General features: G+C 64.2%; 25 protein-coding genes. 15 read left to right on the top strand and 10 right to left on the bottom strand.

Going from position 1 to position 23262, the window contains the following annotated elements:
- Positions 1-84: 84 nt before the first annotated feature.
- The 5 genes from rplM (at position 85) to erpA (ending at position 2679) form a co-directional block, all read left to right on the top strand.
- Positions 85-465 (top strand): 50S ribosomal protein L13, encoded by a 381-nt coding sequence (gene rplM, locus B7X65_RS11165; RefSeq protein WP_293594367.1) that lies wholly within the window; start codon positions 85-87, stop codon positions 463-465.
- A gap of 11 nt (positions 466-476) precedes the next feature.
- The gene (gene rpsI / locus B7X65_RS11160; protein ID WP_096667344.1) at positions 477-869 is read left to right on the top strand and encodes a 30S ribosomal protein S9; all 393 of its coding nucleotides are present in this window, start codon (positions 477-479) and stop codon (positions 867-869) included.
- Between the two features lie 180 nt (positions 870-1049).
- The gene (locus B7X65_RS11155) at positions 1050-1757 is read left to right on the top strand and encodes a DUF6776 family protein (RefSeq protein ID WP_293594366.1); all 708 of its coding nucleotides are present in this window, start codon (positions 1050-1052) and stop codon (positions 1755-1757) included.
- Between the two features lie 39 nt (positions 1758-1796).
- Positions 1797-2240: a polymer-forming cytoskeletal protein gene (locus B7X65_RS11150; protein WP_293594365.1), complete on the top strand. Its 444-nt coding sequence runs from the start codon at positions 1797-1799 to the stop codon at positions 2238-2240.
- A gap of 73 nt (positions 2241-2313) precedes the next feature.
- Positions 2314-2679, top strand: a complete 366-nt coding sequence (erpA, locus tag B7X65_RS11145; RefSeq protein ID WP_096698577.1) for an iron-sulfur cluster insertion protein ErpA — start codon at positions 2314-2316, stop codon at positions 2677-2679.
- 41 nt (positions 2680-2720) lie between these two features.
- Here erpA and B7X65_RS11140 read toward each other — a convergent pair whose 3' ends face one another.
- Both B7X65_RS11140 and B7X65_RS11135 read right to left on the bottom strand, forming a co-directional pair.
- A complete protein-coding gene (locus B7X65_RS11140; RefSeq protein WP_293594364.1) occupies positions 2721-3902 on the bottom strand; it encodes an anhydro-N-acetylmuramic acid kinase in 1182 nt (393 codons plus the stop codon).
- 250 nt (positions 3903-4152) lie between these two features.
- Positions 4153-5514 (bottom strand): M23 family metallopeptidase, encoded by a 1362-nt coding sequence (locus B7X65_RS11135; RefSeq protein ID WP_293594363.1) that lies wholly within the window; start codon positions 5512-5514, stop codon positions 4153-4155.
- Between the two features lie 209 nt (positions 5515-5723).
- Between B7X65_RS11135 and tyrS the strand changes: the two genes are divergently transcribed.
- From tyrS to dtd, 3 genes are read left to right on the top strand one after another with little or no spacing between them, the layout of a single operon-like run.
- Entirely contained in the window at positions 5724-6956 is a 1233-nt protein-coding gene (tyrS, locus tag B7X65_RS11130; protein WP_293594362.1) for a tyrosine--tRNA ligase, read from the top strand.
- Between the two features lie 14 nt (positions 6957-6970).
- Positions 6971-7885 carry a cation diffusion facilitator family transporter gene (locus tag B7X65_RS11125; protein WP_293594361.1) on the top strand — a complete coding sequence of 305 codons (915 nt, stop codon included), beginning with the start codon at positions 6971-6973 and terminating at the stop codon, positions 7883-7885.
- Positions 7882-8334, top strand: coding sequence for a D-aminoacyl-tRNA deacylase (dtd, locus tag B7X65_RS11120; RefSeq protein WP_293594360.1), 453 nt, complete (start codon positions 7882-7884; stop codon positions 8332-8334). The genes B7X65_RS11125 and dtd overlap by 4 nt, the downstream gene beginning before the upstream one ends.
- 54 nt (positions 8335-8388) lie before the next feature.
- On the opposite strand, the gene ybeY is transcribed toward dtd, so the two are convergent.
- Positions 8389-8844 (bottom strand): rRNA maturation RNase YbeY, encoded by a 456-nt coding sequence (gene ybeY / locus B7X65_RS11115; RefSeq protein WP_293594359.1) that lies wholly within the window; start codon positions 8842-8844, stop codon positions 8389-8391.
- Entirely contained in the window at positions 8834-9847 is a 1014-nt protein-coding gene (locus tag B7X65_RS11110; RefSeq protein WP_293594358.1) for a PhoH family protein, read from the bottom strand. Before B7X65_RS11110 ends, ybeY begins: the two co-directional genes overlap by 11 nt.
- Before the next feature lie 116 nt (positions 9848-9963).
- On the opposite strand from B7X65_RS11110, the gene ruvA reads away from it, so the two are divergent.
- Genes ruvA through B7X65_RS11085 form a run of 5 tightly spaced genes read left to right on the top strand, consistent with a single transcriptional unit; the run spans position 9964 to position 14878 of the window.
- Complete coding sequence (gene ruvA / locus B7X65_RS11105; protein ID WP_293594357.1) at positions 9964-10536, top strand: Holliday junction branch migration protein RuvA; 573 nt, start codon at positions 9964-9966, stop codon at positions 10534-10536.
- Positions 10533-11606, top strand: a complete 1074-nt coding sequence (ruvB, locus tag B7X65_RS11100) for a Holliday junction branch migration DNA helicase RuvB (RefSeq protein ID WP_293594356.1) — start codon at positions 10533-10535, stop codon at positions 11604-11606. Before ruvA ends, ruvB begins: the two co-directional genes overlap by 4 nt.
- A gap of 7 nt (positions 11607-11613) precedes the next feature.
- The gene (locus B7X65_RS11095) at positions 11614-12918 is read left to right on the top strand and encodes an efflux RND transporter periplasmic adaptor subunit (RefSeq protein WP_293594355.1); all 1305 of its coding nucleotides are present in this window, start codon (positions 11614-11616) and stop codon (positions 12916-12918) included.
- Positions 12919-14145, top strand: coding sequence for an FtsX-like permease family protein (locus tag B7X65_RS11090; RefSeq protein ID WP_293594354.1), 1227 nt, complete (start codon positions 12919-12921; stop codon positions 14143-14145).
- A 4-nt stretch (positions 14146-14149) separates the two neighbouring features.
- Complete coding sequence (locus B7X65_RS11085) at positions 14150-14878, top strand: ABC transporter ATP-binding protein (RefSeq protein WP_293594353.1); 729 nt, start codon at positions 14150-14152, stop codon at positions 14876-14878.
- A gap of 1043 nt (positions 14879-15921) precedes the next feature.
- Here B7X65_RS11085 and B7X65_RS11080 read toward each other — a convergent pair.
- Positions 15922-16650, bottom strand: a complete 729-nt coding sequence (locus B7X65_RS11080) for a hypothetical protein (RefSeq protein WP_293594352.1) — start codon at positions 16648-16650, stop codon at positions 15922-15924.
- 273 nt (positions 16651-16923) lie between these two features.
- Between B7X65_RS11080 and B7X65_RS11075 the strand changes: the two genes are divergently transcribed.
- A complete protein-coding gene (locus tag B7X65_RS11075; RefSeq protein ID WP_293594351.1) occupies positions 16924-17667 on the top strand; it encodes a hypothetical protein in 744 nt (247 codons plus the stop codon).
- Between the two features lie 47 nt (positions 17668-17714).
- Here B7X65_RS11075 and B7X65_RS11070 read toward each other — a convergent pair whose 3' ends face one another.
- Both B7X65_RS11070 and B7X65_RS11065 read right to left on the bottom strand, forming a co-directional pair.
- A complete protein-coding gene (locus B7X65_RS11070) occupies positions 17715-17954 on the bottom strand; it encodes a hypothetical protein (RefSeq protein WP_293594350.1) in 240 nt (79 codons plus the stop codon).
- Between the two features lie 130 nt (positions 17955-18084).
- Entirely contained in the window at positions 18085-19809 is a 1725-nt protein-coding gene (locus B7X65_RS11065) for a lysoplasmalogenase family protein (RefSeq protein WP_293594349.1), read from the bottom strand.
- Between the two features lie 129 nt (positions 19810-19938).
- Here B7X65_RS11065 and B7X65_RS11060 point away from each other — a divergent pair, with 129 nt between their 5' ends.
- Positions 19939-20847, top strand: coding sequence for a hypothetical protein (locus B7X65_RS11060; protein ID WP_293594348.1), 909 nt, complete (start codon positions 19939-19941; stop codon positions 20845-20847).
- A 13-nt stretch (positions 20848-20860) separates the two neighbouring features.
- On the opposite strand, the gene B7X65_RS11055 is transcribed toward B7X65_RS11060, so the two are convergent.
- The 3 genes from B7X65_RS11055 to B7X65_RS11045 are packed head-to-tail and all read right to left on the bottom strand — an operon-like array spanning position 20861 to position 23261.
- The gene (locus tag B7X65_RS11055; protein WP_293594347.1) at positions 20861-21988 is read right to left on the bottom strand and encodes a DSD1 family PLP-dependent enzyme; all 1128 of its coding nucleotides are present in this window, start codon (positions 21986-21988) and stop codon (positions 20861-20863) included.
- Positions 21988-22635 (bottom strand): histidine phosphatase family protein, encoded by a 648-nt coding sequence (locus B7X65_RS11050; RefSeq protein WP_293594346.1) that lies wholly within the window; start codon positions 22633-22635, stop codon positions 21988-21990. The genes B7X65_RS11055 and B7X65_RS11050 overlap by 1 nt, the downstream gene beginning before the upstream one ends.
- A complete protein-coding gene (locus tag B7X65_RS11045; protein ID WP_293594345.1) occupies positions 22632-23261 on the bottom strand; it encodes a DUF4136 domain-containing protein in 630 nt (209 codons plus the stop codon). Before B7X65_RS11045 ends, B7X65_RS11050 begins: the two co-directional genes overlap by 4 nt.
- Between the last annotated feature and the right edge of the window lies 1 nt (position 23262).

Below are 23262 nucleotides of genomic sequence, written 5' to 3'. Positions count from 1 at the left end.
TGTATAATGGAAGGCTTCGCAGCGATCGGCTGGCCCCGCGGCGAAGCTTGAACCCCACCTAAGAGGTTTCCATCAGAGAAACATGTGATTGACGCGACCGACAAGGTCCTCGGACGAGTAGCCAGCGAAGTTGCTCTCCGTTTGCGCGGCAAACACAAGGCCATTTATACGCCTCACGTCGATACCGGTGACTTCATCGTCATCATCAACGCAGCCCAGCTTCGTGTCACCGGCGCCAAGTCGACCGACAAGATCTACTATCGCCATTCGGGTTACCCCGGCGGTATCTCGGCTACGAATTTCCGCGACATGCAAACCAAGTTCCCGGGCCGCGCCCTGGAAAAAGCCGTCAAGGGCATGCTGCCCAAGGGCCCGCTTGGTTACGCCATGATCAAAAAACTCAAGGTGTACGGTGGTGCAGAGCATCCGCATACCGCCCAACAGCCTAAAGTGCTGGAAATTTAAGGAGCCTTGAGATGATTGGTGAATGGAACAATGGCACCGGCCGTCGCAAATCAAGCGTCGCCCGTGTGTTCATCAAAAAAGGCACTGGCAAGATCACGGTCAACGACCGTGACATCCAGACTTTCTTCGGTCGCGAAACCTCGATCATGATCTGCAAGCAGCCCCTGTACCTGACCAACCATGTCGAAACCTTCGACATCATGGTCAACGTGCACGGCGGCGGCGAGTCCGGCCAGGCCGGTGCGATCCGCCACGGCATTACCCGCGCGCTGATCGACTATGACACCACCCTCAAGCCGGCGCTGAGCCAGGCCGGGTTTGTCACGCGTGATGCCCGTGAAGTCGAGCGTAAGAAAGTCGGCTTCCGTTCGGCACGCCGTCGCAAGCAGTTCAGCAAGCGTTAATCCGCTGTTGCTGTCTCCGAAAAGCCGCCTGGTTTGCGCCTGGCGGCTTTTTTCATGGGTGTTCGCAGCCAGTGCCGGGCCTGCCGATACAAATCCTTGCCGCTGCCTGCCGGGTAGCACTCAGCGCAGGCTGCATCTGAGTGCACAATTCACTTCCTGGAAGACAACCCAAGGTCGCTTTTGAAATTCCGCCTGTTTCGCCGCCGCCTGACCATCAGCTCCCCGCGCATGGCCATTCGCACGTCCTTGCCCTGGCCGCTGCGCTGGGCGCTGGGCGCGATGATGCTGGGGTTTTCTGCGGCCATCGCGCTGTGGACCTTCGAACTCGGCGTCAGCATCGCGGGGCTGGACAAGGATGCCAAGCTGGAGCTGACCAGGCTGCGGGAGGAGGTCGCCGCACTGCGCGCGGAGCGCGACAAATCGCAGTCGATCGCCAACATTTCGGGCAGCCTGCTGACTGCCGAGAAGGCCGCGCAGGAAAAGATGGTGGCCCAGATCCGCCAGCTCGAAGCGGACAACCGGCTGCTGCGCGACGATCTCGGTTTTTTTGAAAAACTCCTGCCTGCCGGCGGCGTGGAAAACGCCGCCATTCGCGGCCTGCAGGCCGAAGCCCTGACCGACACGCAGGTCAAGTGGCAAGTGCTGGTGATCCAGCCGGTCAAGGACGCACCGGTGTTCAACGGCAAGCTGGAACTCACTTTCAGCGGTACCCTGGCCGGCAAGCCATGGACAACAGGCTTGCCGGGCGGCGCCCAGCTCCTGCAGTTCAAGCAGTACCGCCGCATCGAAGGGGTGCTCGACCTGCCCCCCCTGGCCGTGGTACAAACGGTGACCGCCAAGGTCCTCGAAGGAACGGCCGTCCGCTCCGTCCAGACCATCAAGCTCTGAACCCCCGCTTCAACATCCAGAATCTCACAGGATTTGTCCATGTTTGGTAAAAAATCGCAGCCCCCGATCAAAAGCCTGATTGCCCAGGGCAGTTGCATAGAAGGCAACCTGAAGTTCACCGACGGCTTGCGCATCGACGGCGAAGTGATCGGTGACATCCGTGCCAACGAGGGCAGCCCCAGCATTCTGGTGATCAGCGAGTCCGCCTGTGTCACCGGGGCCATCCATGCCGACCACGTCATCATCAATGGTCGCGTCATGGGACCGGTGCATGCGGCGGAACTCCTCGAGCTGCAGCCCAAGGCCAAGATCCAGGGCGATGTGGCTTACAAGGCACTTGAAATGCACCAGGGCGCCGTCATTTTTGGACAGTTGCGGCCCACCAACCACGAAGTCAGCGACAAACCCCTGCTGAAGCTGGCCGCCAATAACGTTGAGAAAGCCCGGGAAGAAGCCCCGGTCAGTGGCTACGGCCGACTCTAAGCCAGCGCGGGCCTTATGGTTGATTGAATTGCTGTACTATTAAAAACATAAGTTCTGAAAAACGGAGTTCCCCATGAGTGCAGTAGCTGAAAACATCCAGACCGAAATGCCCGCCCCCTTTGTCTTTACCGACAGCGCAGCGGCCAAGGTGGCGGACCTGATTGCCGAAGAGGGCAATCCGGACCTGAAACTGCGCGTGTTTGTGCAGGGCGGTGGCTGCTCCGGCTTCCAGTACGGTTTCACCTTCGACGAAATCACCAATGAAGACGACACCACCATGACCAAGAATGGTGTGTCCCTGCTGATCGATGCCATGAGTTACCAGTACTTGGTGGGCGCTGAAATTGATTACAAGGACGACCTTGAAGGCGCCCAGTTCGTGATCAAGAACCCCAACGCCACCAGCACTTGCGGCTGTGGCTCCAGCTTCTCGGCCTGAGCTTTCCCGGCCTCAAAACAAAGGACCTACGGGTCCTTTTTTCATGCCCGCCTCTCAATGTCAGCAGTCGACACCGTGGGGGCCAAATACCGGGCGCCCAGCACGCGCGGGCCGCGGGCGCCCGTGACGGCTGGCAAACTACCTGGCTGCCGGTGGTGCCAGGCCCGGGCCAACCATGCAAAAGCAGCGGCTTCCACCTGCAGCGGCGGCAGGCCATGCGTGGTGGTGGGCTGGACGCTCACCCCGGGCAGAGCCAGGGCCAGTTGCCGCATCAGTTCGTCATTGAAGGCGCCGCCGCCGCAGACCAGCAGTTCGGAGGTGCGGGGGGCGTGGCGCATCAGGTCGCGCGCGCAGGCCTGCGCCGTCAGGGCGGTGAGGGTGGCCTGCACATCCTGCGCTGCGCTGGCCTCCAGGCCGCTGAGTTGCCCGGCCAGCCATTCGGGGTTGAACAGGTCGCGCCCTGTGCTTTTTGGCGGCACCCTGGAAAAGTAGGGCGCCGCCAGCAGGCGCGCCAGCAGGCCGGGAAGCACGGTTCCTGACGCGGCCCAGTCGCCCAACGCGTCGTACGGCTGGCCGGTGTGCTGCAGGCACCAGAAGTCCATCAGGGCGTTGCCGGGGCCGCAGTCGAAACCTTTCACCGGGCCGCCGTGCGCCGGCAGCAGCGTCAGGTTGCTGATGCCGCCGATGTTGAGAACCGCAACGTCCCGTTCGGGCTGCGCAAAAACAGCGTGGTGAAACGCAGGCACCAGCGGCGCGCCCTGGCCGCCGGCCGCGAGGTCGGCGGTGCGGAAATCGGCGACCACGTCCAGCCCGGTGAGTTCAGCCAGCAGGGCCGGGTTGTTCAGTTGCAGTGTGTAGCCTGCCTCTGATCCGCCGCTGAGCGTGTCGTCCCCGAACTCCTGCGGCCGGTGGCGCACGGTCTGTCCGTGAGCGCCTATGGCGTGCACCTGGTCCGCCGTGATGCCCTGGTGGCCCGCCTGCGCCAGCAGGGCATGGACCACCTGTGCGTACAGCACGGCCAGCTGGTTGGCAGCCAGCGCCGCGCGGTGCAGTTCGTTGTGGCCGGCGGTGTTGAGGGCCAGCAGTTCGGCCCGGAAGGTGGCCGGGAAGGGGACGGACGTAGAGGCCATGACACGTGGCACCGCCGGCTCGAAATCCACCAGAACGCCGTCCGCACCATCGAGCGAGGTGCCCGACATCAACCCCATGTAGTAATCAGCCATGCGTCATTTTGCCGCAAGGGTGACTGGAGGCGCGATTTGTGGATGGGCGACCGTGGGAGCTCTTCAGACCAGCCAGGGCCGCGGGTCCGGCTTTGCCGGCCCGCAGGCGCAGCGGCCCCCTCGGGGGGCAGGAAGCGACACGTAGTGAGCGAACGTGGGGGCCATGTTTTTCCGTAGGGCCGCCCCGAGGAAAAATGCACCCCCTCGGGGGGCAGCGCATTACACGAAGTGAAAAGCGTGGGGGCTTGGCCTATTCAGCCCGAGTCTGCGTGATGTCCGCTGCGGCCTGCAGCTGTTGCTTCACATTTCCCGCGAGTTTGCGGAACAGGGGTTGCGCTGCCGCCGACAGGGGAACGGTTTCGTTCTGCTGGGCAAGGGTCATCGGGTCCTGGTGGGCGCCGTTGACACGGAACTCGAAGTGCAGGTGCGGCCCGGTGGCCCAGCCGGTCGCGCCGACGGCGCCGACGTTCTGTCCCTGGCTCACGCTCTGGCCTCTTTGTACGTTGATACGGCTCAGATGGGCGTAAACGGTGGTGTGGTTGTTGCGGTGTTTGATGAACACGACGTTACCAAACCCGTTTTGCACGCCGGCAAACTCGACCACGCCGTCGCCGATGCTGCGCACGGCCGTGCCTGTTGGTGCGGCGTAATCGACACCGAGGTGGGCGCGCCATGTCTGCAGGATGGGATGAAAACGCATCTTGAAGCCGCTGCTGACACGCGAGAACTCCATGGGCGAGGCCAGGTAGGCGCGGCGCAGGCTCTGGCCGTCGAGCGTGTAGTAGCCACCTTTGGCTGCGCTGGCGCCGCCCGCCTGGTCGCGGAACCACATGGCCTGCAGTGTCTTGCCGTTGTTGACAAATTCGGTGCTGACCACCCGGCCGGTGCGCAGCGCTTCCCCGTCGGCTTCCAGCGTTTCGTAAACCACGCTGAAACGGTCGCCTTTGCGCAGGGCGCGGTGGAAGTCGATATCGCCCGAGAAAATTTCGGCGACCTGGATCGCCACGGCGTCAGGGATGCCCGCATTGTCGGTGGCGGCAAACAGCGAGGTCTGGATGGTGCCGCTGGCCAACTGGGTCGAGCTGGTGTAGGCCGCAGTTTCCACGCGGGACGTAAAACGGTTGTCTGCCGCACGTTCGACCACCAGCCGGGTGAATTTTTCTTCGTCGTCGGTGGCCCAGCGCACGGTCAGCTTGAGCAACTGATTGTTGTCTGTCGCTTCAACCGTGACATTCTTGCCGGGGCGGCCCATCAGGGTCAGGCGACCGTTGGCGTCGCTGCGCAAAAAGGCAGCGGCTGCAGCGTCGTCAATGTTCAGGCGCTTGAGCAGGGCGTCGGCCGTGTCGGTGCTGCGCGTGGTTTCGCTGCGAAACAGCTTGAACTGGAAATTGTCCAGGGCTTCGGTCTGTGCCTCGGTGGGCAGGCTCTGGACGGCTTCCAGAACCTGGCGGACCGGCAGGTCGGCGGCATCGGGTGCGAGCGGTGCAACGCCGAAAGCGGTGACCCCGGTTCCCAGCAGCAAGGCGGCCAGCGAGCCTGTGATTCTTTTAGGATGGCGGCGAAGCAGGTTGGTGACTGCTTGCAGCGCGTACGCGAGATCGGTTTTGATCAAAACTGGTGTTCCCAACCTTTGTAGGCCTCAGGCTGCAGAAGCAGCCTGATAGCGACTGATGATGGTGTTGCGCACTCCCCTGCAAAAGGCGGACGGTGCAACAACTTAGAATCGGTTTGCAATTTGCGGGCCAAGCTGCTTTGGGGCCCCGCAACGGCAGAAACGCGATTATATCTGTCAGACAACTGCCCGACCTGTGAAAAACCCTTATGAATCAAGAGCTTGTTACAAACTTTCCCGTGACGGACCGTGCCAGGGAGGCCTTGGCCGTATCCCTGCGGGGCTGTGAAGAACTGATTCCCCAGGACGAATGGCTGAAAAAACTCGCGCGTTCAGAGGCTACCGGCGTTCCGCTGCGCATCAAATTGGGGCTGGACCCGACGGCGCCTGACATTCATGTCGGACATACCGTGGTGCTGAACAAAATGCGTCAGCTCCAGGATCTGGGCCATACAGTCATCTTTCTCATCGGCGACTTCACCAGCCTGATCGGCGATCCGTCGGGCCGCAACAACACGCGTCCTCCGCTGACCCCGGAGCAGATCAAGGCCAACGCCGACACCTACTACCGCCAGGCTTCCCTGGTGCTGGACCCGGCCCGGACCGAGATCCGCTACAACAGCGAGTGGAGCGACCCGCTGGGCGCGCGCGGCATGATCGAGCTGGCTGCCAAATACACGGTGGCGCGCATGATGGAGCGCAACGATTTCCATGACCGTTTCAAGGCCGGCACGCCGATCAGCGTGCATGAGTTCCTCTACCCGCTGATGCAGGGGTACGACTCGGTGGCGCTCAAGTCCGACCTGGAGCTCGGCGGCACCGACCAGAAGTTCAACCTGCTGATGGGCCGCCACCTGCAGGTCGAATACGGTCAGGAGCCGCAATGCATTTTGACCATGCCGCTGCTCGAAGGGCTGGACGGCGTGGAGAAGATGTCCAAGAGCAAGAACAACTACATCGGCATTTCCGAAGACGCCAACACCATGTTTGCCAAGGTGCTGTCGATCTCTGACGTGCTGATGTGGAAGTGGTTCACCCTGCTGAGCTTCAAGACCGAGGCCGAGATCGCCGCGCTGAAGATAGAAATCGAAGGCGGGCGCAACCCGAAAGACGCCAAGGTGATGCTTGCGAAGGAGATCACGGCCCGTTTCCATTCCGCCGCCGCGGCAGACGCCGCCGAGCAGGACTTCATCAACCGCAGCAAGGGGGGCGTGCCCGACGAGATCCCCGAAATCGCGTTGAGCGGCGCGCCGCTGGGCATGGCTGCACTGCTCAAGATGGCGGGGCTGGCCGCCTCCACCGGTGAAGGCAACCGCCTGATCGACGGTGGCGGTGTGCGTGTGGACTCCAGCGTGGTCAGCGACAAGGCGCTCAAGCTGAATGCCGGCATCTATGTCGTGCAGGTGGGCAAACGCAAGTTCGCGCGTGTGACGCTTTCCTGAATCGTTGGCTGGCCATGAAGCTGCCGACACTGCAATCCCTGACGCCGCAGCGCCTGCTGATGGCTTCGGTGGTGGTGGCGCTTGTCACCATCGTGCTGAAAACCGGGGCGTGGTACATCACCGACTCGGTGGGTTTGCTGGCCGACGCCATGGAGTCCTTCGTCAATCTGGCCAGCGCGATCTTCGGGCTGACCATGGTCACGATTGCGCAGCGGCCTGCTGACGAGGACCACCCCTATGGCCACCACAAGGCCGAATATTTCTCTTCCGGGTTTGAGGGGGTGCTGATCATCGCCGCGGCACTGGCCATCATCTGGGCGGCGGGCCACCGGATGTTTGACCCGCGGCCCCTGCAACAGGTGGGTTGGGGTCTGGCACTGTCCGTGGCCAGCTCGGGTCTCAACGGTTTGCTGGCCTGGATCATGTTCCGCTCCGCCAGGGCGCACCGCTCGATTGCACTCGAAGCCGATGCCAGGCACCTGGTCACCGACGTCTGGACCTCGGCGGGCGTGGTGGTGGGCATTGTTGCCGTCACGCTGACGGGCTGGCTGTGGCTCGATGCGCTGGTGGCGATCGGGGTGGCGCTGAACATTCTCTGGGAAGGTGTTCACCTGATGTGGCGCTCGTCGCAGGGGCTGATGGACGAGGCGGTGGAGCCCGAGGTGCTGGCCGACATTCACAAGACCCTGGAAGAGTTCCAGCACCACACCATCCGCTTCGATCACATCAGCACACGCCGCTCGGGCCAGCGCCGTTTTGTGGACATGCACATGCACATGCCGGCCAGCTGGTCACTCGGGCGCGCCGCTGCGGTTCGCACCAGCGTCGAGCAGGCGCTGATGAGCGCCGTGCCGGGCCTGCGCGCCACCATTCAGTTGCTGCCTTCCGATGTGGAGACGCACTTTGACTATGAAAAGGACCTGATTTGATCAGCGTGATACAGCGCGTCAGCCAGGCGCGTGTGGTGGTGGACGGTGAAGTGGTTGGCCAGATCAGCGCCGGCTTGCTGGTGCTGCTGTGCGCCGAGCGCGGCGACAGCGATGCCCAGGCCGACAAGCTGCTGGCAAAAATCCTCAAGCTGCGTATTTTTTCAGACGAGGCCGGCAAGATGAACCGCAGCGTGCAGGACGTGGCCGGCGGCCTGCTTGTCGTCAGCCAGTTCACACTGGCCGCCGATGTGTCGGGCGGCAACCGGCCCAGCTTCACCGGTGCAGCGGCGCCGGATGAGGGGCGCCGGCTGTATAACTACTTTGTAGCTCAGGCACGGCTGGCGCATCCGCAGGTAGAGACCGGCCAGTTTGCCGCGGACATGCAGGTCCACCTGGTCAATGACGGGCCGGTGACGATTCCCTTGCGCATGGATCCGCTATCGATTTAATAGCTGTTGGCGACCGCCCGATAAGGGCTGATGGCCAATTTGATACATGAAAACTCAGCGGTAAGGGTTTTTGACGCCCAGGCCGGCGAGGATTTCAATCTCGCGCGCTTCCATGGCCTGCGCATCAGCCTCACCCGTCTCATGGTCCCAGCCCTGCGCATGCAGCACGCCGTGCACCAGCAGGTGCGCATAGTGCGCCTGTAATGTTTTCCTGTTCTCGCGCGCCTCTTTGGCTATCACCGGCGCACACAGCACCAGGTCGGCCGTGACCAGCGGTGCCAGGGTGTAGTCGAAGGTCAGCACGTTGGTGGCGTAGTCTTTTTGCCGGTAGCCGCGGTTCAGCGCCTGGCCTTCTTCGGCGTCCACGATACGCACGGTGATCTCGGCATCGCTGTCCAGCGCATGGCGTATCCAGCGCGCCACGCTGTGGCGCGGCAGGGCGGCGCGGTGGCGTTTGGCGTCCTTGATGTCGCCGAACTGCAGCGACAGGCTCAGCTGTTTAAGAGCCATTTCGGCTTTTTGTCCTTGTGGGGCGGGCGACAGGCACTATCGAATCGATAGCGTCGGCTATGCCCGGGGTTTTGCCCTTGTAGCCGTCATAGGCGTCCACGATGCGCGCCACCAGCGGGTGCCGCACCACGTCGGCGCTGGTCAGGCGGGTGATGGCAATGCCCTTGACGCGCTTGAGGACACGTTCGGCATCAATCAAGCCACTGAGCTGGGTGCGCGGCAAATCGACCTGGCTGACGTCGCCGGTGATCACCGCCTTGGCGCCAAAGCCGATGCGCGTCAAAAACATCTTCATCTGCTCGGGGGTGGTGTTCTGCGCCTCGTCGAGGATCACAAAGGCGTGGTTCAGCGTGCGCCCGCGCATGAAGGCCAGCGGCGCGATTTCGATCTGCTGGCGCTCGAAGGCTTTCTGCACACGTTCAAAACCCATCAGTTCGTACAACGCGTCATACAGCGGGCGCAGGTAGGGGTCCACCTTCTGGTTCAGGTCGCCCGGAAGAAAGCCCAGACGCTCACCGGCCTCGACCGCCGGGCGCGTCAGCACGATGCGCTGCACCGCGCTGCGCTCCAGCGCATCGACCGCGCAAGCCACGGCCAGGTAGGTTTTGCCGGTGCCGGCCGGGCCGATGCCGAAGGTGATGTCGTGGGTGGCGATGTTTTCCAGGTAGGCGCCCTGGTTGGTGGTGCGCGCACGCAGGTCGGCGCGGCGGGTGGACAGCGCCATCGCGCCGTCGGGGGCGATGCTCAGCGCGGTGTCGCCGGCCAGCATCAGCTGCACGGTTTCCTCGGGAATCGGGCGTTGCGCCATTTCATACAGCGCCTGCAGCACTTCCAGTGCCTGCTGCGCTTTGGCCTTGGGTCCGTCGATCTTGAACTGCTCGAAGCGGTGCGCAATCGTGACCTGCAGCGCCGCCTCGACGGTGCGGATGTGCGAGTCCATGGGGCCGCACAGGTGGCCCATGCGGGTGTTGTTCGGCGGGGTGAAAGTGTGGCGAAGAATCAAATGCAGGCTTTCCGGGCGGTTGGACCGGTCAGAACCGGCGGGACACAGACAGATGGGTGATTGTCCCCCGATATTCAAGTCAGCGGGCACGTGGGCACGACTGCTAAGATTTGCCCATGATCGGACGAATAAGTGGCCTGCTGGCTGAAAAGAACCCCCCGGAACTGCTGGTGGACTGCAACGGCGTGGGTTACGAGGTGCAGGTGCCCATGAGCACTTTCTACAACCTCCCCGGTCTGGGCGAAAAAGTCTCGCTGCTGACGCACTTCGTGGTGCGCGAGGACGCGCAAATCCTTTACGGCTTCGGCAGCGCCAGCGAACGTGCCGCCTTTCGCCAGCTGATCAAGATTTCCGGGGTCGGCCCGCGCACCGCGCTCAGCGTGCTCAGCGGCATGAGTGTGGACGAGCTGGCCCAGGCCGTGACCCAGCAGGAAGCCGGCCGCATCATCAAGGTGCCCGGCATCGGCAAAAAAACCGCCGAACGCCTGCTGCTCGAACTCAAGGGCAAACTTGGCGCCGACATGGGCATCACGGTCAGCGTGGCCGACGACGCCCAATCCGACATCCTGCAGGCCCTGGTGGCGCTGGGCTACAGCGACCGTGATGCAGCCCTGGCGCTCAAGGCGCTGCCAAAAGACATCGGTGTGAGTGACGGCATCAAGCTGGCTTTGAAAGCCCTCGCTAAATGAGCATCCAGACCGACGACTTCGACATGTCCGGCGTTCCGCCTGTGAAGCGGGTCATGTCTGCTGCGCCGGCCTCGCCCAACGAGGAAGCGATCGAACGCGCCTTGCGACCCAAGCTGTTCGACGAGTACGTTGGTCAGGCCAAGGTACGCGAGCAGCTCGAGATTTTTATCGGTGCTGCCCGCAAACGCAGCGAGGCCATGGACCATGTGCTGCTGTTCGGCCCGCCCGGCCTGGGCAAAACCACGCTCTCCCACATCATTGCGCACGAACTCGGCGTGAACCTGCGCCAGACCTCGGGGCCGGTGCTGGAAAAACCCAAAGACCTGGCGGCGCTGCTGACCAACCTCGAAAAAAACGATGTGCTCTTCATCGACGAGATCCACCGCCTGAGCCCGGTCGTTGAGGAAATCCTATACCCCGCGCTGGAGGACTACCAGATCGACATCATGATCGGCGAGGGCCCGGCGGCGCGCAGCATCAAGCTCGACCTGCAGCCTTTCACCTTGGTCGGCGCCACCACCCGCGCCGGCATGTTGACCAACCCGCTGCGCGACCGTTTCGGCATTGTCGCGCGGCTGGAGTTCTACAGCGCTGACGAGCTGGCGCGCATCGTGCGGCGCAGTGCTGGCCTGCTCAACGTGCCCATGGACGAAGACGGTGGTTTTGAAATTGCACGCCGTTCGCGCGGCACGCCGCGTATTGCCAACCGCCTGCTGCGCCGCGTGCGCGACTATGCCGAGGTCAAGGGCGCAGGCCACATCACCCTGGACATCGCCAACAAGGCGCTGGCCATGCTCGATGTGGACCCCCAGGGATTCGACGTGATGGACAGGAAACTGCTTGAGGCTGTCATTCACAGATTCGACGGCGGCCCGGTCGGCCTGGACAACATCGCCGCCAGCATCGGCGAGGAGCGCGACACGATTGAAGACGTGATCGAGCCCTATCTGATCCAGCAGGGTTATCTGCAGCGCACGCCGCGCGGCCGTATCGCGACACTGGCGGCCTACCGGCATCTGGGCGTGACACCGCCCGGAACCGGTGCCGGCCTGTTTGAACCCGGAACCTGAACTCCCCATGAGCCTGGCCCACACCCTTTCCCTGAAACGCGGCTGGATCTGGATAGGGGTCGTGGCCATGGTTGTGGTGGCGGCCGGCGCGGCCTGGTTTGTCCAGAAAAGTCCCCGGGTTGATGTGCTGGAACTGCGTTACGCGCCGCTGCTGCGGACCCTGCAGTTTTCTGCCCGCGTGGCGACCTTGTCGCGCGTGGACGTGGGTAGCACCGTGACCGGGCGCGTCGCGCAGGTGCGGGTGGCAGAAGGCGCGCAGGTGCGACAGGGCGATGTGCTGGTCCAGCTGGAGACCGAGGAGCTGCGCGCCGCCGTGACGCAGGCGCTGGCTTCGGAGCGCCAGGCCCAGGCGCGCATGGCAGGCCTGCGCAGCACCGGGCGGACGGCCGCCCAGGCCGGCCTCGCGCAGGCCGATTCGACGCTGAAGGCGGCCGAGGCCGAACTCGCACGTACCCAACAACTGGTGGCCCAGGGTTTTCTCAGCGAAGCGCGGCTCGATGAAGTCCGGCGCGCCGTCGAGGTGGCCAGTGCGCAGCAGGCCGGCGCCCGCGCACAGACCCAGGCCAACGCCGATGCCGGGACCGATGTGGCCCAGGCCCAGGCGCAGCTGGCCCTGGCCAGCGCCGCCACGGCAGCGGCCCGCGCCCGCCTGGCGCAGGCGGCCGTGCTGGCACCGACCGATGCGCGCGTGTTGACACGCGATGTCGAGCCGGGGCAAATCGTGCAGCCCGGCAAGGCCCTGATGAGCCTGGCGCTGGCCGGCCCCACGCAACTCACGGCGCAGGTGGACGAGCGTTTCCTCGACCAGCTGCAGCCGGGGCAGAAGGCGGCCGTGGTGGCCGACGCGTTTGCCGACCAGCGTTTTGCCGCCCGCGTGTTGTCGATTGCCCCCGCGGTCGATGCCCAGCGCGGCGCCATCGAAGTCAAGTTTGCGCTCGAGCAGCAGGCCCCGGTCTTTCTGCGGGAAGACATGACGCTCTCGGTCGAGGTCGAAACCGGCCGGCGTGAACGCGCCCTGGTGCTGCCGCTGAGCGCCCTGCGCAGCCAGGCCTCGCCCACCACGGCGACGGTGCTGGTTGCCGACGCGGGTCGCGCGCAGGAGCGCAAGCTGCGCCTGGGCCTGCGCACACTGGACGCGGCCGAGGTGCTCGAGGGCCTGGCTGAAGGAGACGCCGTGCTGCTGGGAAGCAGCGTGCCGGCCGGCGCCCGCATTCGCGCGCGCGCCGTGGCCTGGACGCCGGGGCAGCCGGTCGCCAGGGCTGCGGCCACGTCCGAAGCCGGCTCGGCCATGTCCAACGCTATCGGGCGCTGAATGTTTCCCGGGCTTGGTTTCGAATGGCGCGTGGCGCTGCGTTTCCTGCGCGAGGGGCGCATGCAGACGGTGCTCATCATCGTCGGTGTGGCGGCCGGTGTGGCGGTCATCGCCTACATTTCGGCGCTGATCAGCGGCCTGCAGGGCAGCACCCTGACCAAGACCCTGGGCGCGCAGGCGCACATCAGCGTGCGTGCGCCGGACGACGTGGTCACGCCCGCTTGGCCGGCCGTGCCGGGCACCACCGCGCTGACCGACACCCAGCCGCGCGCGCAGCGCCTGCGTTCGGTCGCCAACTGGCAGGCCCTGATGCCGCTGCTCGAAGCCCTGCCCGGCATTGCCGGCGTATCCCCCATGGTGTCGGGTGCCGGCCTGGCCCTGCGCGGTGAAGCCACCCAGGCGATAGCGCTGCTGGGCGTGGATCTGGACCGCTACGACCGCGTCGTCGGGCTGCGCAGCAAGGTGATCAGCGGCACCGCGCGGCTGGCGCCGGGCGAGGCCATCGTCGGCCGTGAGCTGGCGGCCGATCTGGGCGTGCGCGCCGGTGACCGCCTGACCGTGCAGACCGGCCTGGTCAGCGACTCGGTGCGTGTCACCGCGCTGGTGGACCTGGGCGTCAAGGACCTGAACCGGCGCACCGTCATCGTGCCGCTGCGCGCGGCGCAAAACCTGCTGGGTCTGCCCGGCGGCGCCACCAGTCTGGACCTGACCGTGAAGGACGTGTGGTCGGCGCAGGAGCTTGCCAGTGACCTGCGCCGGCAGTTTCCCTACAAGATTGAAAGCTGGCAGGAGAGCAACGCGCAGCTGGTGTCAGCCCTCAACGCCCAGTCGGTCAGCACCGCGCTGATACGCGGGGTGGTGCTGGTGGTGGTGGTGCTGGGCATCGCCAGCGTGCTGGTCGTGTCGGTGGTGCAAAAGCGCCGCGAGATCGGAATTTTGCGCGCCATGGGCGCCACGCGCGGGCAGATCCTGCGGCTTTTCCTGGTGCAGGGCGCGGTGGTGGGCGCGCTCGGCTCGGCACTCGGCATTGCGCTGGCCGTGCTGATGATCTGGCTGTTCACGAAATTTGTGCGCGGCTCCGACGGGCTGCCGCTGTTTGTGATCGGCCTGCCATTGGCCACGGCCCTGCAGGTGGCGCTGATCGCCACCGTGTGTGGTGTGCTGGCCGCGGTGGCACCGGCGCGCCGCGCTGCGGCGCTGGACCCGGCGCAGGCGATACGGATGTGACCCCATGACGGCCCCCACCGATTCCCGCGCGCTGATCGACATGGGCGAGGTGCGCAAGAGCTACAACCTCGGCCTGCCCAGCGAGGCCGAGGTGTTGCACGGCGTGTCGCTGCAGGTGCAACGCGGCGAATTCATCGCGCTGATCGGCCCCTCCGGCTCCGGCAAAAGCACGCTGCTCAACATCGTCGGCCTGCTCGAGGGCATGACGGCTGGCAGCTACCGGCTGCAGGGCGAGGAGGTGCACGGCCTGGACGACGCAGCCCTGACCCTGCTGCGGCGCAGCACCCTGGGCTTTGTGTTCCAGTTCCATCACCTGCTGCCGGCCTTCACGGCGCTGGAAAACGTCACGCTGCCAGCGCTGATGCGCGGCGGCCGCATCAGCACGAAGCAACGCGAGCATGCCCGCGCGCTGCTGGCCTCGGTGGGCCTGGCCAACGCCATGGACAAGCGGCCGGCCGAACTCTCGGGCGGCATGCAGCAGCGCGTGGCGATTGCCCGCGCCCTGGTCATGGAGCCGGCGCTGGTGCTGGCCGACGAGCCCACCGGCAACCTCGACACCGCCTCGTCCGACGAGGTGTTTGTGCAGCTGCGGCGCATGCACGTCGAACTCGGCACCACCTTTGTGGTGGTCACCCACGATCCGCGCCTGGCCGCCCGCTGCGACCGGCTGGTCGAGCTGATCGACGGGCGCATTGCGCGGGACGAAGCTGTGACCCACGCGCCGGCCGGTTGATCCCGGAGAATCAGCGGGGAACAGCGGAAATGTGGCTATTCCGGAGCGTGCTTAAGGAACGGTCACCAGAGAGTGGACTCGGAAAAATTGTTGAAGAAAAATGCGAGAAGGGTCGCTAGCAAAAACGGGGTTTAACGTGAAATTGAGCGGACCGCAACGGCGTGGCCATGCCTCTTGTACGGGAGTCCGCATACGGCGGGCTAGGCGTCATCGCGCTCCAGGCGGTGAACAGGAACTTGAAGGCTGCTGAGGCGTGCAATGTGAACCTCCTCATTGCCGGCGTCGATTCTGATGACGGCCAACCTCTTGGTGGTGTCCGCGGAGAGGACCAATCCGGGAAATCCATCGAGGAGGCATCGGTCTCCAGTGTGGACTTGAGACCATTCCCTGGGCCGAGCGTATGGCGATAGCCTCCTTAATCTGGCTTGATGATCCCAAAACTCGTGTTTCTCCTCGCCAAGAATGCCGCTGGGCAGTATCTCGATTGCTTTGACTATCGAGAAAGGCCCGGTGTTTGTTCCGTAGACGGCCTCGACAGAACGCACTGACCAGCGCCCCCTTGGCCAATCGAGCGACTCGAAGCGGTCGCCAGTCTTCCATACGCACCGACTAGCAACTTCGTTCTTAAGGTACTCGCTTACGTTGGCAGCCGCGGCCATTTGCGCGCGTTCCAACTGCCCCTCTTTAACCAGCAGTGCATACAGCGTTGCATGCGGGTGCTGTTGACCTTTCCGAGCCCACTCTGCGCAGGCCCAGTGGTTCCAATCGGCGAAGGCCCACCGATCCTCCTTCGCAGACTGCCACAATTGACAACGTTCACAGCCGACCTCTGTCCGAGCGTGGACGCGATAGTCGATCTCGGGCATCCATCGAATGACGAGCGAGTCGCGTTGGCCGCAGCTTGGGCAGGTTACGAGATCGTCGTCAGCCGCTGACCGCTCCATTTGCCGCTTACCGTGAAAATGACCGAACCACCAACACGCGCGGCGCAGCCGCCTCTTGCTGTTGTGGGTCCGTGTCGATTGACATGTTAAACAGCAACTTCACGTGGCGCTCGCCTTGCCATTCCGTTTGACCTCTTCATAACTTGCAATCTCCTTCCAGTACGAATGCCCGTGGCCCATGCTAATTTCCTGTGCATAGAACAACCGCTGGTACGGTTCGCCGTGATTAGCAAAATGGCAAAAGATGTGGGGAAGGTAGTAGTACTCGTCACCTCGGACATTCATTGACTCTATAAAGTCATAAGGAATCTCGCCCAGTAGCATTGCTGTCAGCTCGCCTTCCTCCGCATTTTGGTAGTCCGCACGTCGCAATCCACGGTCACTTTGAACGAGGCCATACCACCCAAGGCCAACTTTGATGCCCATGTGATAGGTGTCAAGCAAACCTGCCTTGAACCACGGTGAGATTCCCGGGCCTTCTTTGTTGTTCGGATAGTCATCCAACCGATTTACGTGGCGGATGATCACATCTTTTCGCAGATTCTCTGCCCTGCACCGGTCGATCTCCTCCTTGAACTGGTCGCGAAGCGCGTCATGGTGGCGAACGCGTTCAGCTGCCGTTCTTTCGACTCCCTCAGTTCGGAACAGCCTGCCCTCATAGCGCCGATACGCCTCAGTAACGACAAAGACGAGACCTGTAGCAACCAGGTAGGGCTCGAAAGCTCCTATGGGCTTTGACATCCACAATACGGCGAGAACGACAGACGCAATCAACGCGGCGAGTTCAATCGCTACGACAAAGTGAGTACGGATTGGAAGCCGGGGCATTCTTGCCGTTTAACTTTGGTATGTCCCGAAAAGGTGCGGAACAACATGGCACCTCGCCAGACAATATGGCGCGGAAGAACCTGAAAAGATGTTTGTAGTCATTGACGTTAGTTTGATTGACTGCGTGTTTATACAGGTATATTGAATTTGACAAAGTCGCCGTCACGATTTCAGTTCAAGGTGTGCCATTCTCAGGCAACGACGGTGTTTGGGCCAGCTCTGCGGCCGCGCCCTCGCCAAGGGGCTCACGCCCCCCTGACTACACTGGGGCAAATGAGCGCTCCCCTTCCACCATCACCCCGCGTGGGAGACCGTCTGGTTTCCTATTTCCGCAGTGGCGATGTCATGCGCAGCCGCAGCGTGAGTGATATCGTGCTGTCGGCCACGGTCGACGTGCCAGCGCCACCGGCCAGGCTGGTGGCCGACTGGGAACGGGAGATCTCGCTGCGCCTGGAACTGGAACCCGGAGATGTCGAGGCCTTGCCTTTGGTGCGAGCGCGTGCGCGCTGGCCGGACTACCGGCGCTGCGTGCAGGCGGTGTCGGACTGGACACACACGCTGAGCCTGCAAGTGGAGCTTGCTGCCTGTGACGTCGCCCTGATGGCCTGCCGCGGCGCGCGTTACCACCACGATGGCGCGCAGTATGGCGGTGCGGCCTTCTGCAATCTCTTCCTAGGCGAGGACAAGGGCCTGGACCTGCATTTCCCGGCAACAGGTCATCGCATTCCCCTGCGCCGGGGCACGGTGGTGGTCTTCGATACCGGTCAGCCGCATGCCGTGATCAAGCGCCGCGGCCCTGGCTTTGATGCGGCCGATTTTCCAGCCGGGCAGGACTGCAGCCTGGTGTTCCTGACCTGGGAACTGCCCATTGAGAATGCCGCTGTCGGGCAGGCCCTGGGGATCAGCTTCGACATCGACCCTTCGACCGCCTTGCTGCTGGACAAAGAGCAGGTCTGGCTGAACGGTACGCCGGTCAGTGTGTGCACGGCGTCCGGTCGCTGGTGCCAAGCAGACTGACTGTCCCGGCGAACTCCGCCTGGCGGCGTTCGCCGGGCGTGGTGCGCCTACTTGCCCATTTTTCCCTGAAGCACGGCGACCAAGTGTCCCTTGGCCTCGGCCAGCTGTGCCTTGTCGCTGTCGTGCACCTTTCGGAAAAATGCGGCGCATTCGGCGGAGCCGGCCTGCTCGGCATCCTTGATGTATTGGTCGTAGGCCATGAGCGCTTGTGCCTTGTTCTGGATCAGCGTGATCCAGTCATATTCCAGGTTGCTGATGGGGTGGCGGTCGGTGGATGGCTCTTGCATGAAAACTCCTGTTTAAATGCAAAAGCATAGGAACCCATGAGCCCGCCATCTGTAGGCCGGCACCGACGGATGCGCTTCCCTATCGCCGCGAGATGCACGTCGCGTGCTGAGCGGCCTTGCGGCTTTGCGTTCAGCCCGCCCGCTCCCCTGCAGTGGCAGGCCGCGCGTTGTGCACGATCAGGACTTGCGCGAGGTAGTAGGTGCCCAGCACCCACAGCTGGGCCATGGGCAGGGGCTGGGCGAACTTGTTGGTGGCCAGCAGCGCGTCACTGAGCATGAAAAAGCCGGCACCGACGGCCACGCCCAGTGAAGCCTTGTCACGCAGCACCGTGGCCCGGCCGATCGCCTGCGCGGCCATCAGTGCAATCACGATCACGTAGGCGGCCACGGCAAAACGCAGCACCGGGTTGAGCCCGGCAAACAGGAAGGCGTACATCAGCGCACCCACGCCCAGCGTCACCGCCAGCGCGCGCCGGCTGGGAAACCAGGCCTGGCCCTGCTTGAACAGGGCAATGTAGAACAGGTGGGCGACCAGGAAAGACAGCAGGCCGGGGATGAAGAAACCGGGAAACATCAGGAGAACATCGCCGGCGAGGGAAAAGACCAGACCTGCCCCCAAAAGCAGATCAAATCGGCCAACAGCCCTTATGGGGTATGCGCGAGCAGCTACAAAAACAAGAGCAAAACAAAGCGCCAGCGGCTTGAACACGCGGTGCAGCTCCACCAGCCCAAGGACGCTGGTCGCCGTCGCCAGCGCGGCGGCCTCGATCAGCAGCACCTCGGTCATCGTCAGGCGGCCCTGCAGCGCGCCGCCCACGGCCCAGAGCCCTGTCGCCAGCGCCCCCAGCCAGACGGCCGACTGCAAGGCCGGCAGGCCGTCGGCGTACCAGAGGAACAGGGCGACGCCCTGCAACAGAAGGGCAAACTGCACGGCGCCGAACCACATCAGGGTGCGGGTCATGGGTGGGTGGTAACGCTCCAGCCGCGTGATGTCAAAAGGCGGTTTCGGAAAACGTGCCGTCACGTCAGCAGGGCGCCAACCAGGCGGCTTGAACCAGATACGCAGCTTGTCACCCCAGTTCCTGGCATGCCAGGAGTCTTTGGCCAGGGCCCAGTACACCTCGGTGTTGGACCACAGCGGGTCCCAGCTGTTGAGCGGGCTGCGTGTGCCGTAAATACATTTCTCGTCTTCCTCGCGGAAGCTGCCGAAGAGCCGGTCCCAGATGATCAGGATGCCGCCGTAGTTCCTGTCGACATAGTTGTCGTTGACTGCGTGGTGCACGCGGTGGTTGGAGGGCGAGCAGAACCAGCGGTCGAACCAGCCGAGCTTGGGCACGTGTTCGGTATGCACCCAGAACTGGTAAAGCAGGTCGATCAGCACCACCACGCCGAAGACCAGCGGCGGCACACCGGCAATCGCCATCGGCACATAAAAAATCCAGCCGAGCAGCGCGCCGCTGCTGGTCTGGCGAAGTGCGGTGGACAGGTTGTAGTCCTGGCTCTGGTGATGCACCACATGCGCGGCCCAGAAGACGGCGCTTTCGTGGCCGGCGCGGTGCAGCCAGTAGTAGCAGAAGTCGTAGAAAACCAGGGCGATCAGCCAGCCGTACCAGGTGGTCCAGAAGGCTTCGTCAGGAAACAGCGCCATCGACGAATAGATGGCGGTGTAGATGCCGATGCGAAACAGCCGCGTGAACACCGCGCTGACCTGGCTGAGCATGCCCAGGCTGATGCTGTTGATCGCGTCGTTGAGGCGGTAGGTGTTGCGGCCCTTCGCGTAGCCCCAGGCGAACTCGATCGCGATCAGCAGAAAGAAGACGGGTGTGGCGAGAACGATGATCTGGCTTGGGGTCATGGTCCGGAATTGTCGCCTGCGTTGATTGGCGCCGCCTTAGCGCCAACCCTGAGACCGGCGCCGGCATACAGCGGGCGTGGTAAAAAACGCCATTTGCCACTTTGGGGTCATGGCGACCTCGCGACAAGAATGAAGATCCTGCTGCGCCTGACCCTTTGCTCCCCCGCGCTGTCCCGGGAGCTGGCCGCCGACGCCGTGTTGGCCAAGGCGCTTGGTGCGCGGCCCAACGCGGCAGTGGGACATGTGTTCACCAGGTTCTTCGATGCGACTGGTCCGGTGCTCGCACGTGTGCTGCGATGTGCCCAGGACCATGGCGAATCGCTGTCGCTGCTGCGTGACATGCAGTTTTCCGGTGGTGAGATCGATGCCGCATCGCATCTTGAAGTGGTGTGCCGCAGCACCATCGCCCAATCGCGCTCCGATGTAACGGCGACCCGCGCGGCCTGGAGCGCGGACAGCCTGCACCCGACCGCAAGCGAGTGGCGCGTGCGCCTGCCACCGAAAATTTATCTGAGCAAGCCGGTGCCGCCGTCGACGATCGCGCTCGTTGACCAATGGACCGGTGAATACGCCTGCGGAATCGATGCGGCCCAGGCCTTGCGATGCAGCGGGTTGACCGGCTGGGCCCTGGCGCCGGTTCTGCATCCCGTCAAAGGCACGCCCCATGAAACAGGCTTTCACCTCACGACCAGCGAACTGCTGCCTGCGGCGCTGGCCGACCGGACGCGAATCGCCACTTATGACGACGGCCCAAGCCAGCCCAGCCAGCCGCGTCGTTACGGACTGCTGTCCTATGCGGCGAGTGCTTTGGCGCAGACACCTGACTTTGCAAGAAGTGCCGAGCCCTGGGGACCCTGGCGCACGCCGCAGTGGGTCGTGCGGCAAAGTGTGCGCCAGTGGTTTGTGGTGAGTGGTCTTCGCGGTTGGGCATTCTGGCCCGTGCTGGAGGAAGGCACTGCTCTGCACGGTGAACACCTGAGCCGCTGGGAGGAAACGCTGGACCGGCTCGCTTGCACCGGGGCGAGTATCGCCATCTGACGCCTGCGTCAGTTCAGGTCAGGGCGCCTCTGGCATCCACCTTGATGATCTGCTCGACCGTGCCATGTTCCAGGCCGCCGCGCACGCCCAGCAGGTGCTCGTGCAGGTTGACGGTCGGGTCGCAGTGGCCGGGGATCAGCCACACGGTGTCGCCCAGCGCCGGCAGCACCGCGCCGCGCAGGATGCCGTGTTCGTCGCCGCCGTTGGCGTAGTCCAGCGCCAGGCCGTGCACCGTCGGCAGGCCCGAATCAATCGCATGGCTTTTGTGCCCGGCGTCCACCACGGCATGGCTGGCGCAGACGCTCATCACCTGGCTTTTGACGAACAGTGCGTGCTCAAAAACCGGCTGCGCCGGGTCGCGTTCGTTGTCGGCGTAGTCGCGGTCCATGAACAGGTAGGAGCCCGCCTGCAATTCGCCGTACACGCCGCTGGCGGTTTCCAGCGCAAAGGTGCCGGTGCCTGCGCCGGTCACCAGCGGCACTGCGTGGCCGGCCGCCTGCAGCGCGGCGCGGGTGGCCTGCACATGGGTGATCACCTGCGTTATCGCCTTTTGCCGCTCGGCCACGGTGCGCAGATGCTGGGCGCGTCCGTGGTAGGCCTGCAGGCCGCCAAATTGCAGCGCCGGGTGGAGCGCCATTTCATTGGCCAGTGCGACGGCGGACGCGCCGGGCGCCAGGCCGCAGCGCCCATGGCCGACATCGATTTCGATGAACACGCGGATGGCCGCATGCTGGCCGTGCGCAGCCTGGGCCAGCCGGCGCAGGCCCTCGAGGCTGTCGACCGCGATGGCCAGCTGGCCGCCCAGCGCCTGCAGCTCCCTGGCAACCGCCATGACGCGCTTGAGCTTGAAGGGCGAGACCACCTCGTTGCTGATGTAGATGTTGTTGACGCCCAGCGCCGCCAGCGCTTCGGTTTCCGAGGTTTTCTGGACGCAGACACCGACCGCGCCATGGGCCATCTGCAGTTTGGCCAGGGTGGCGCTTTTGTGCATCTTGGCGTGTGGCCGCAGCATGACGCCGTGCTGCGCCGCGAACGCCGCCATGCGGTCCAGGTTGCGCTCCATCGCGTCGAGGTCGATCACCAGCGCGGGGGTGTCGATGGCCGCGGCAGGGCGGCCCAGCAGGTCAGACAGCAGGTGCATCAGGTGGTCGTTTCATCGAGGGAGTTGTTGTCGTTGTCCAGGTGCTGGGTGTCGGCCCAGCCAACCAGCGTGAAACCGTCCGGCGTCCAGAGCAGGCGGTTGATGGCCGCATTGCCCAGTGCCCAGGTGCGCGGCGCCTGGATGTCCAGCCGCGTTGCGGCCCGGTACAACACGTCCATCACGCCGCCGTGGCCGACCAGCACGATCAGCTCGCCGGCATGGCGCGCTGCGAGTTTTTCGGCGGTGGCAACCACCCGTTCGCGCAACTGCAGCAGCGACTCGCCGCCGGTCGGGGCAAAAGCCGGGTCGCGGGTGCGCCAGAGCCTGGCCTGCTCGGGCAGAACGGCTTCGATCTCGGCAAAGGTCTTGCCCTGGAATTCGCCGAAATGCCGCTCGCGCAGGCCTTGTTCGGCGGTGACCGCCACACCGGAGACGCGGCTGATCGCCATCGCCGTGTCATGGGCGCGCCCGAGGTCGCTGGCGTAAATCGCGCGTATGGGTTCTTCGGCCAGCGCGCGGGCCAGGCGCTCGGCCTGCCAGCGCCCGGTGTCGTTGAGCCCGACATCGAGCTGGCCCTGGATGCGGGTATCCACATTCCAGGTGGTTTCGCCGTGGCGGATGGCCAGCACGCGTGCCCCGTGGGTCAAGGCTTGACCTCGACATTGATTCGGCGCGGGCCGGCCGGCGGCACCGGGAAGCCGCGCAGGGCGGCGTCCAGCATGGCCGACAGCACCGGGTCGGTGTCCAGCCAGGGTTCCTCGCTGACCGCGCGTGTTTCATACACGGCCACGTTGCTGCGCAGCTCGCGCATCACGATGCTGACTTCGCGCCGGTAAATCGGCGTGTCCATGCCGCCCAGCGGAAAACCGAAGCCGAAACCCACACCAACATTGCTGACACCCACGCCGCTGCCGCCGCCGATGAAGATGTTGGGACCACCGCCATAAGGGTAATAGCCGCCGTCCCAGCGCGAGCGCAGCATGGGCTGGGAGCTGGCGCTGACCTGCACGCTCAGGCTGGCCGCCTGCGGGTTGTGCTGCAGGCCCACTCTGGCCAGCGCGGCCTGGGTCAGTCCTTCCAGCCGGGCTTGGGATATGTCCGCCTGCTGCGAGGGCAAACGCTCGAAGCGGTAGCTGCTGCCCGGTGCGGGCGGTGCCGGCGCCCAGCGGGCGAAGCTGTTGACCTCGCTGCCGACCATGCGGGTGCTGGCGCAACCGCCCAGGAGTCCCGCCACGGTTGCTGCAAAAATGATAGCTTTCAGCGCTCTGTACATA

It is taken from the genome of Polaromonas sp. 39-63-25 (genome assembly GCF_002278925.1).
Lineage (GTDB): Bacteria > Pseudomonadota > Gammaproteobacteria > Burkholderiales > Burkholderiaceae_C > Polaromonas.
This window is presented reverse-complemented; position numbering and strand designations above follow the sequence as displayed.

Bases quoted from the DNA above. Each gene is read 5' to 3' on its own strand.
- rpsI (WP_096667344.1), top strand. From the start codon at position 477: ATGATTGGTGAATGGAACAATGGCACCGGCCGTCGCAAATCAAGCGTC.
- B7X65_RS11150 (WP_293594365.1), top strand. From the start codon at position 1,797: ATGTTTGGTAAAAAATCGCAGCCCCCGATCAAAAGCCTGATTGCCCAG.
- erpA (WP_096698577.1), top strand. From the start codon at position 2,314: ATGAGTGCAGTAGCTGAAAACATCCAGACCGAAATGCCCGCCCCCTTT.
- B7X65_RS11140 (WP_293594364.1), bottom strand. From the start codon at position 3,902: ATGGCTGATTACTACATGGGGTTGATGTCGGGCACCTCGCTCGATGGT.
- tyrS (WP_293594362.1), top strand. From the start codon at position 5,724: ATGAATCAAGAGCTTGTTACAAACTTTCCCGTGACGGACCGTGCCAGG.
- B7X65_RS11125 (WP_293594361.1), top strand. From the start codon at position 6,971: ATGAAGCTGCCGACACTGCAATCCCTGACGCCGCAGCGCCTGCTGATG.
- ybeY (WP_293594359.1), bottom strand. From the start codon at position 8,844: ATGGCTCTTAAACAGCTGAGCCTGTCGCTGCAGTTCGGCGACATCAAG.
- ruvA (WP_293594357.1), top strand. From the start codon at position 9,964: ATGATCGGACGAATAAGTGGCCTGCTGGCTGAAAAGAACCCCCCGGAA.
- ruvB (WP_293594356.1), top strand. From the start codon at position 10,533: ATGAGCATCCAGACCGACGACTTCGACATGTCCGGCGTTCCGCCTGTG.
- B7X65_RS11095 (WP_293594355.1), top strand. From the start codon at position 11,614: ATGAGCCTGGCCCACACCCTTTCCCTGAAACGCGGCTGGATCTGGATA.
- B7X65_RS11090 (WP_293594354.1), top strand. From the start codon at position 12,919: ATGTTTCCCGGGCTTGGTTTCGAATGGCGCGTGGCGCTGCGTTTCCTG.
- B7X65_RS11085 (WP_293594353.1), top strand. From the start codon at position 14,150: ATGACGGCCCCCACCGATTCCCGCGCGCTGATCGACATGGGCGAGGTG.
- B7X65_RS11080 (WP_293594352.1), bottom strand. From the start codon at position 16,650: ATGCCCCGGCTTCCAATCCGTACTCACTTTGTCGTAGCGATTGAACTC.
- B7X65_RS11075 (WP_293594351.1), top strand. From the start codon at position 16,924: ATGAGCGCTCCCCTTCCACCATCACCCCGCGTGGGAGACCGTCTGGTT.
- B7X65_RS11070 (WP_293594350.1), bottom strand. From the start codon at position 17,954: ATGCAAGAGCCATCCACCGACCGCCACCCCATCAGCAACCTGGAATAT.
- B7X65_RS11065 (WP_293594349.1), bottom strand. From the start codon at position 19,809: ATGACCCCAAGCCAGATCATCGTTCTCGCCACACCCGTCTTCTTTCTG.
- B7X65_RS11060 (WP_293594348.1), top strand. From the start codon at position 19,939: ATGAAGATCCTGCTGCGCCTGACCCTTTGCTCCCCCGCGCTGTCCCGG.
- B7X65_RS11055 (WP_293594347.1), bottom strand. From the start codon at position 21,988: ATGCACCTGCTGTCTGACCTGCTGGGCCGCCCTGCCGCGGCCATCGAC.
- B7X65_RS11045 (WP_293594345.1), bottom strand. From the start codon at position 23,261: ATGTACAGAGCGCTGAAAGCTATCATTTTTGCAGCAACCGTGGCGGGA.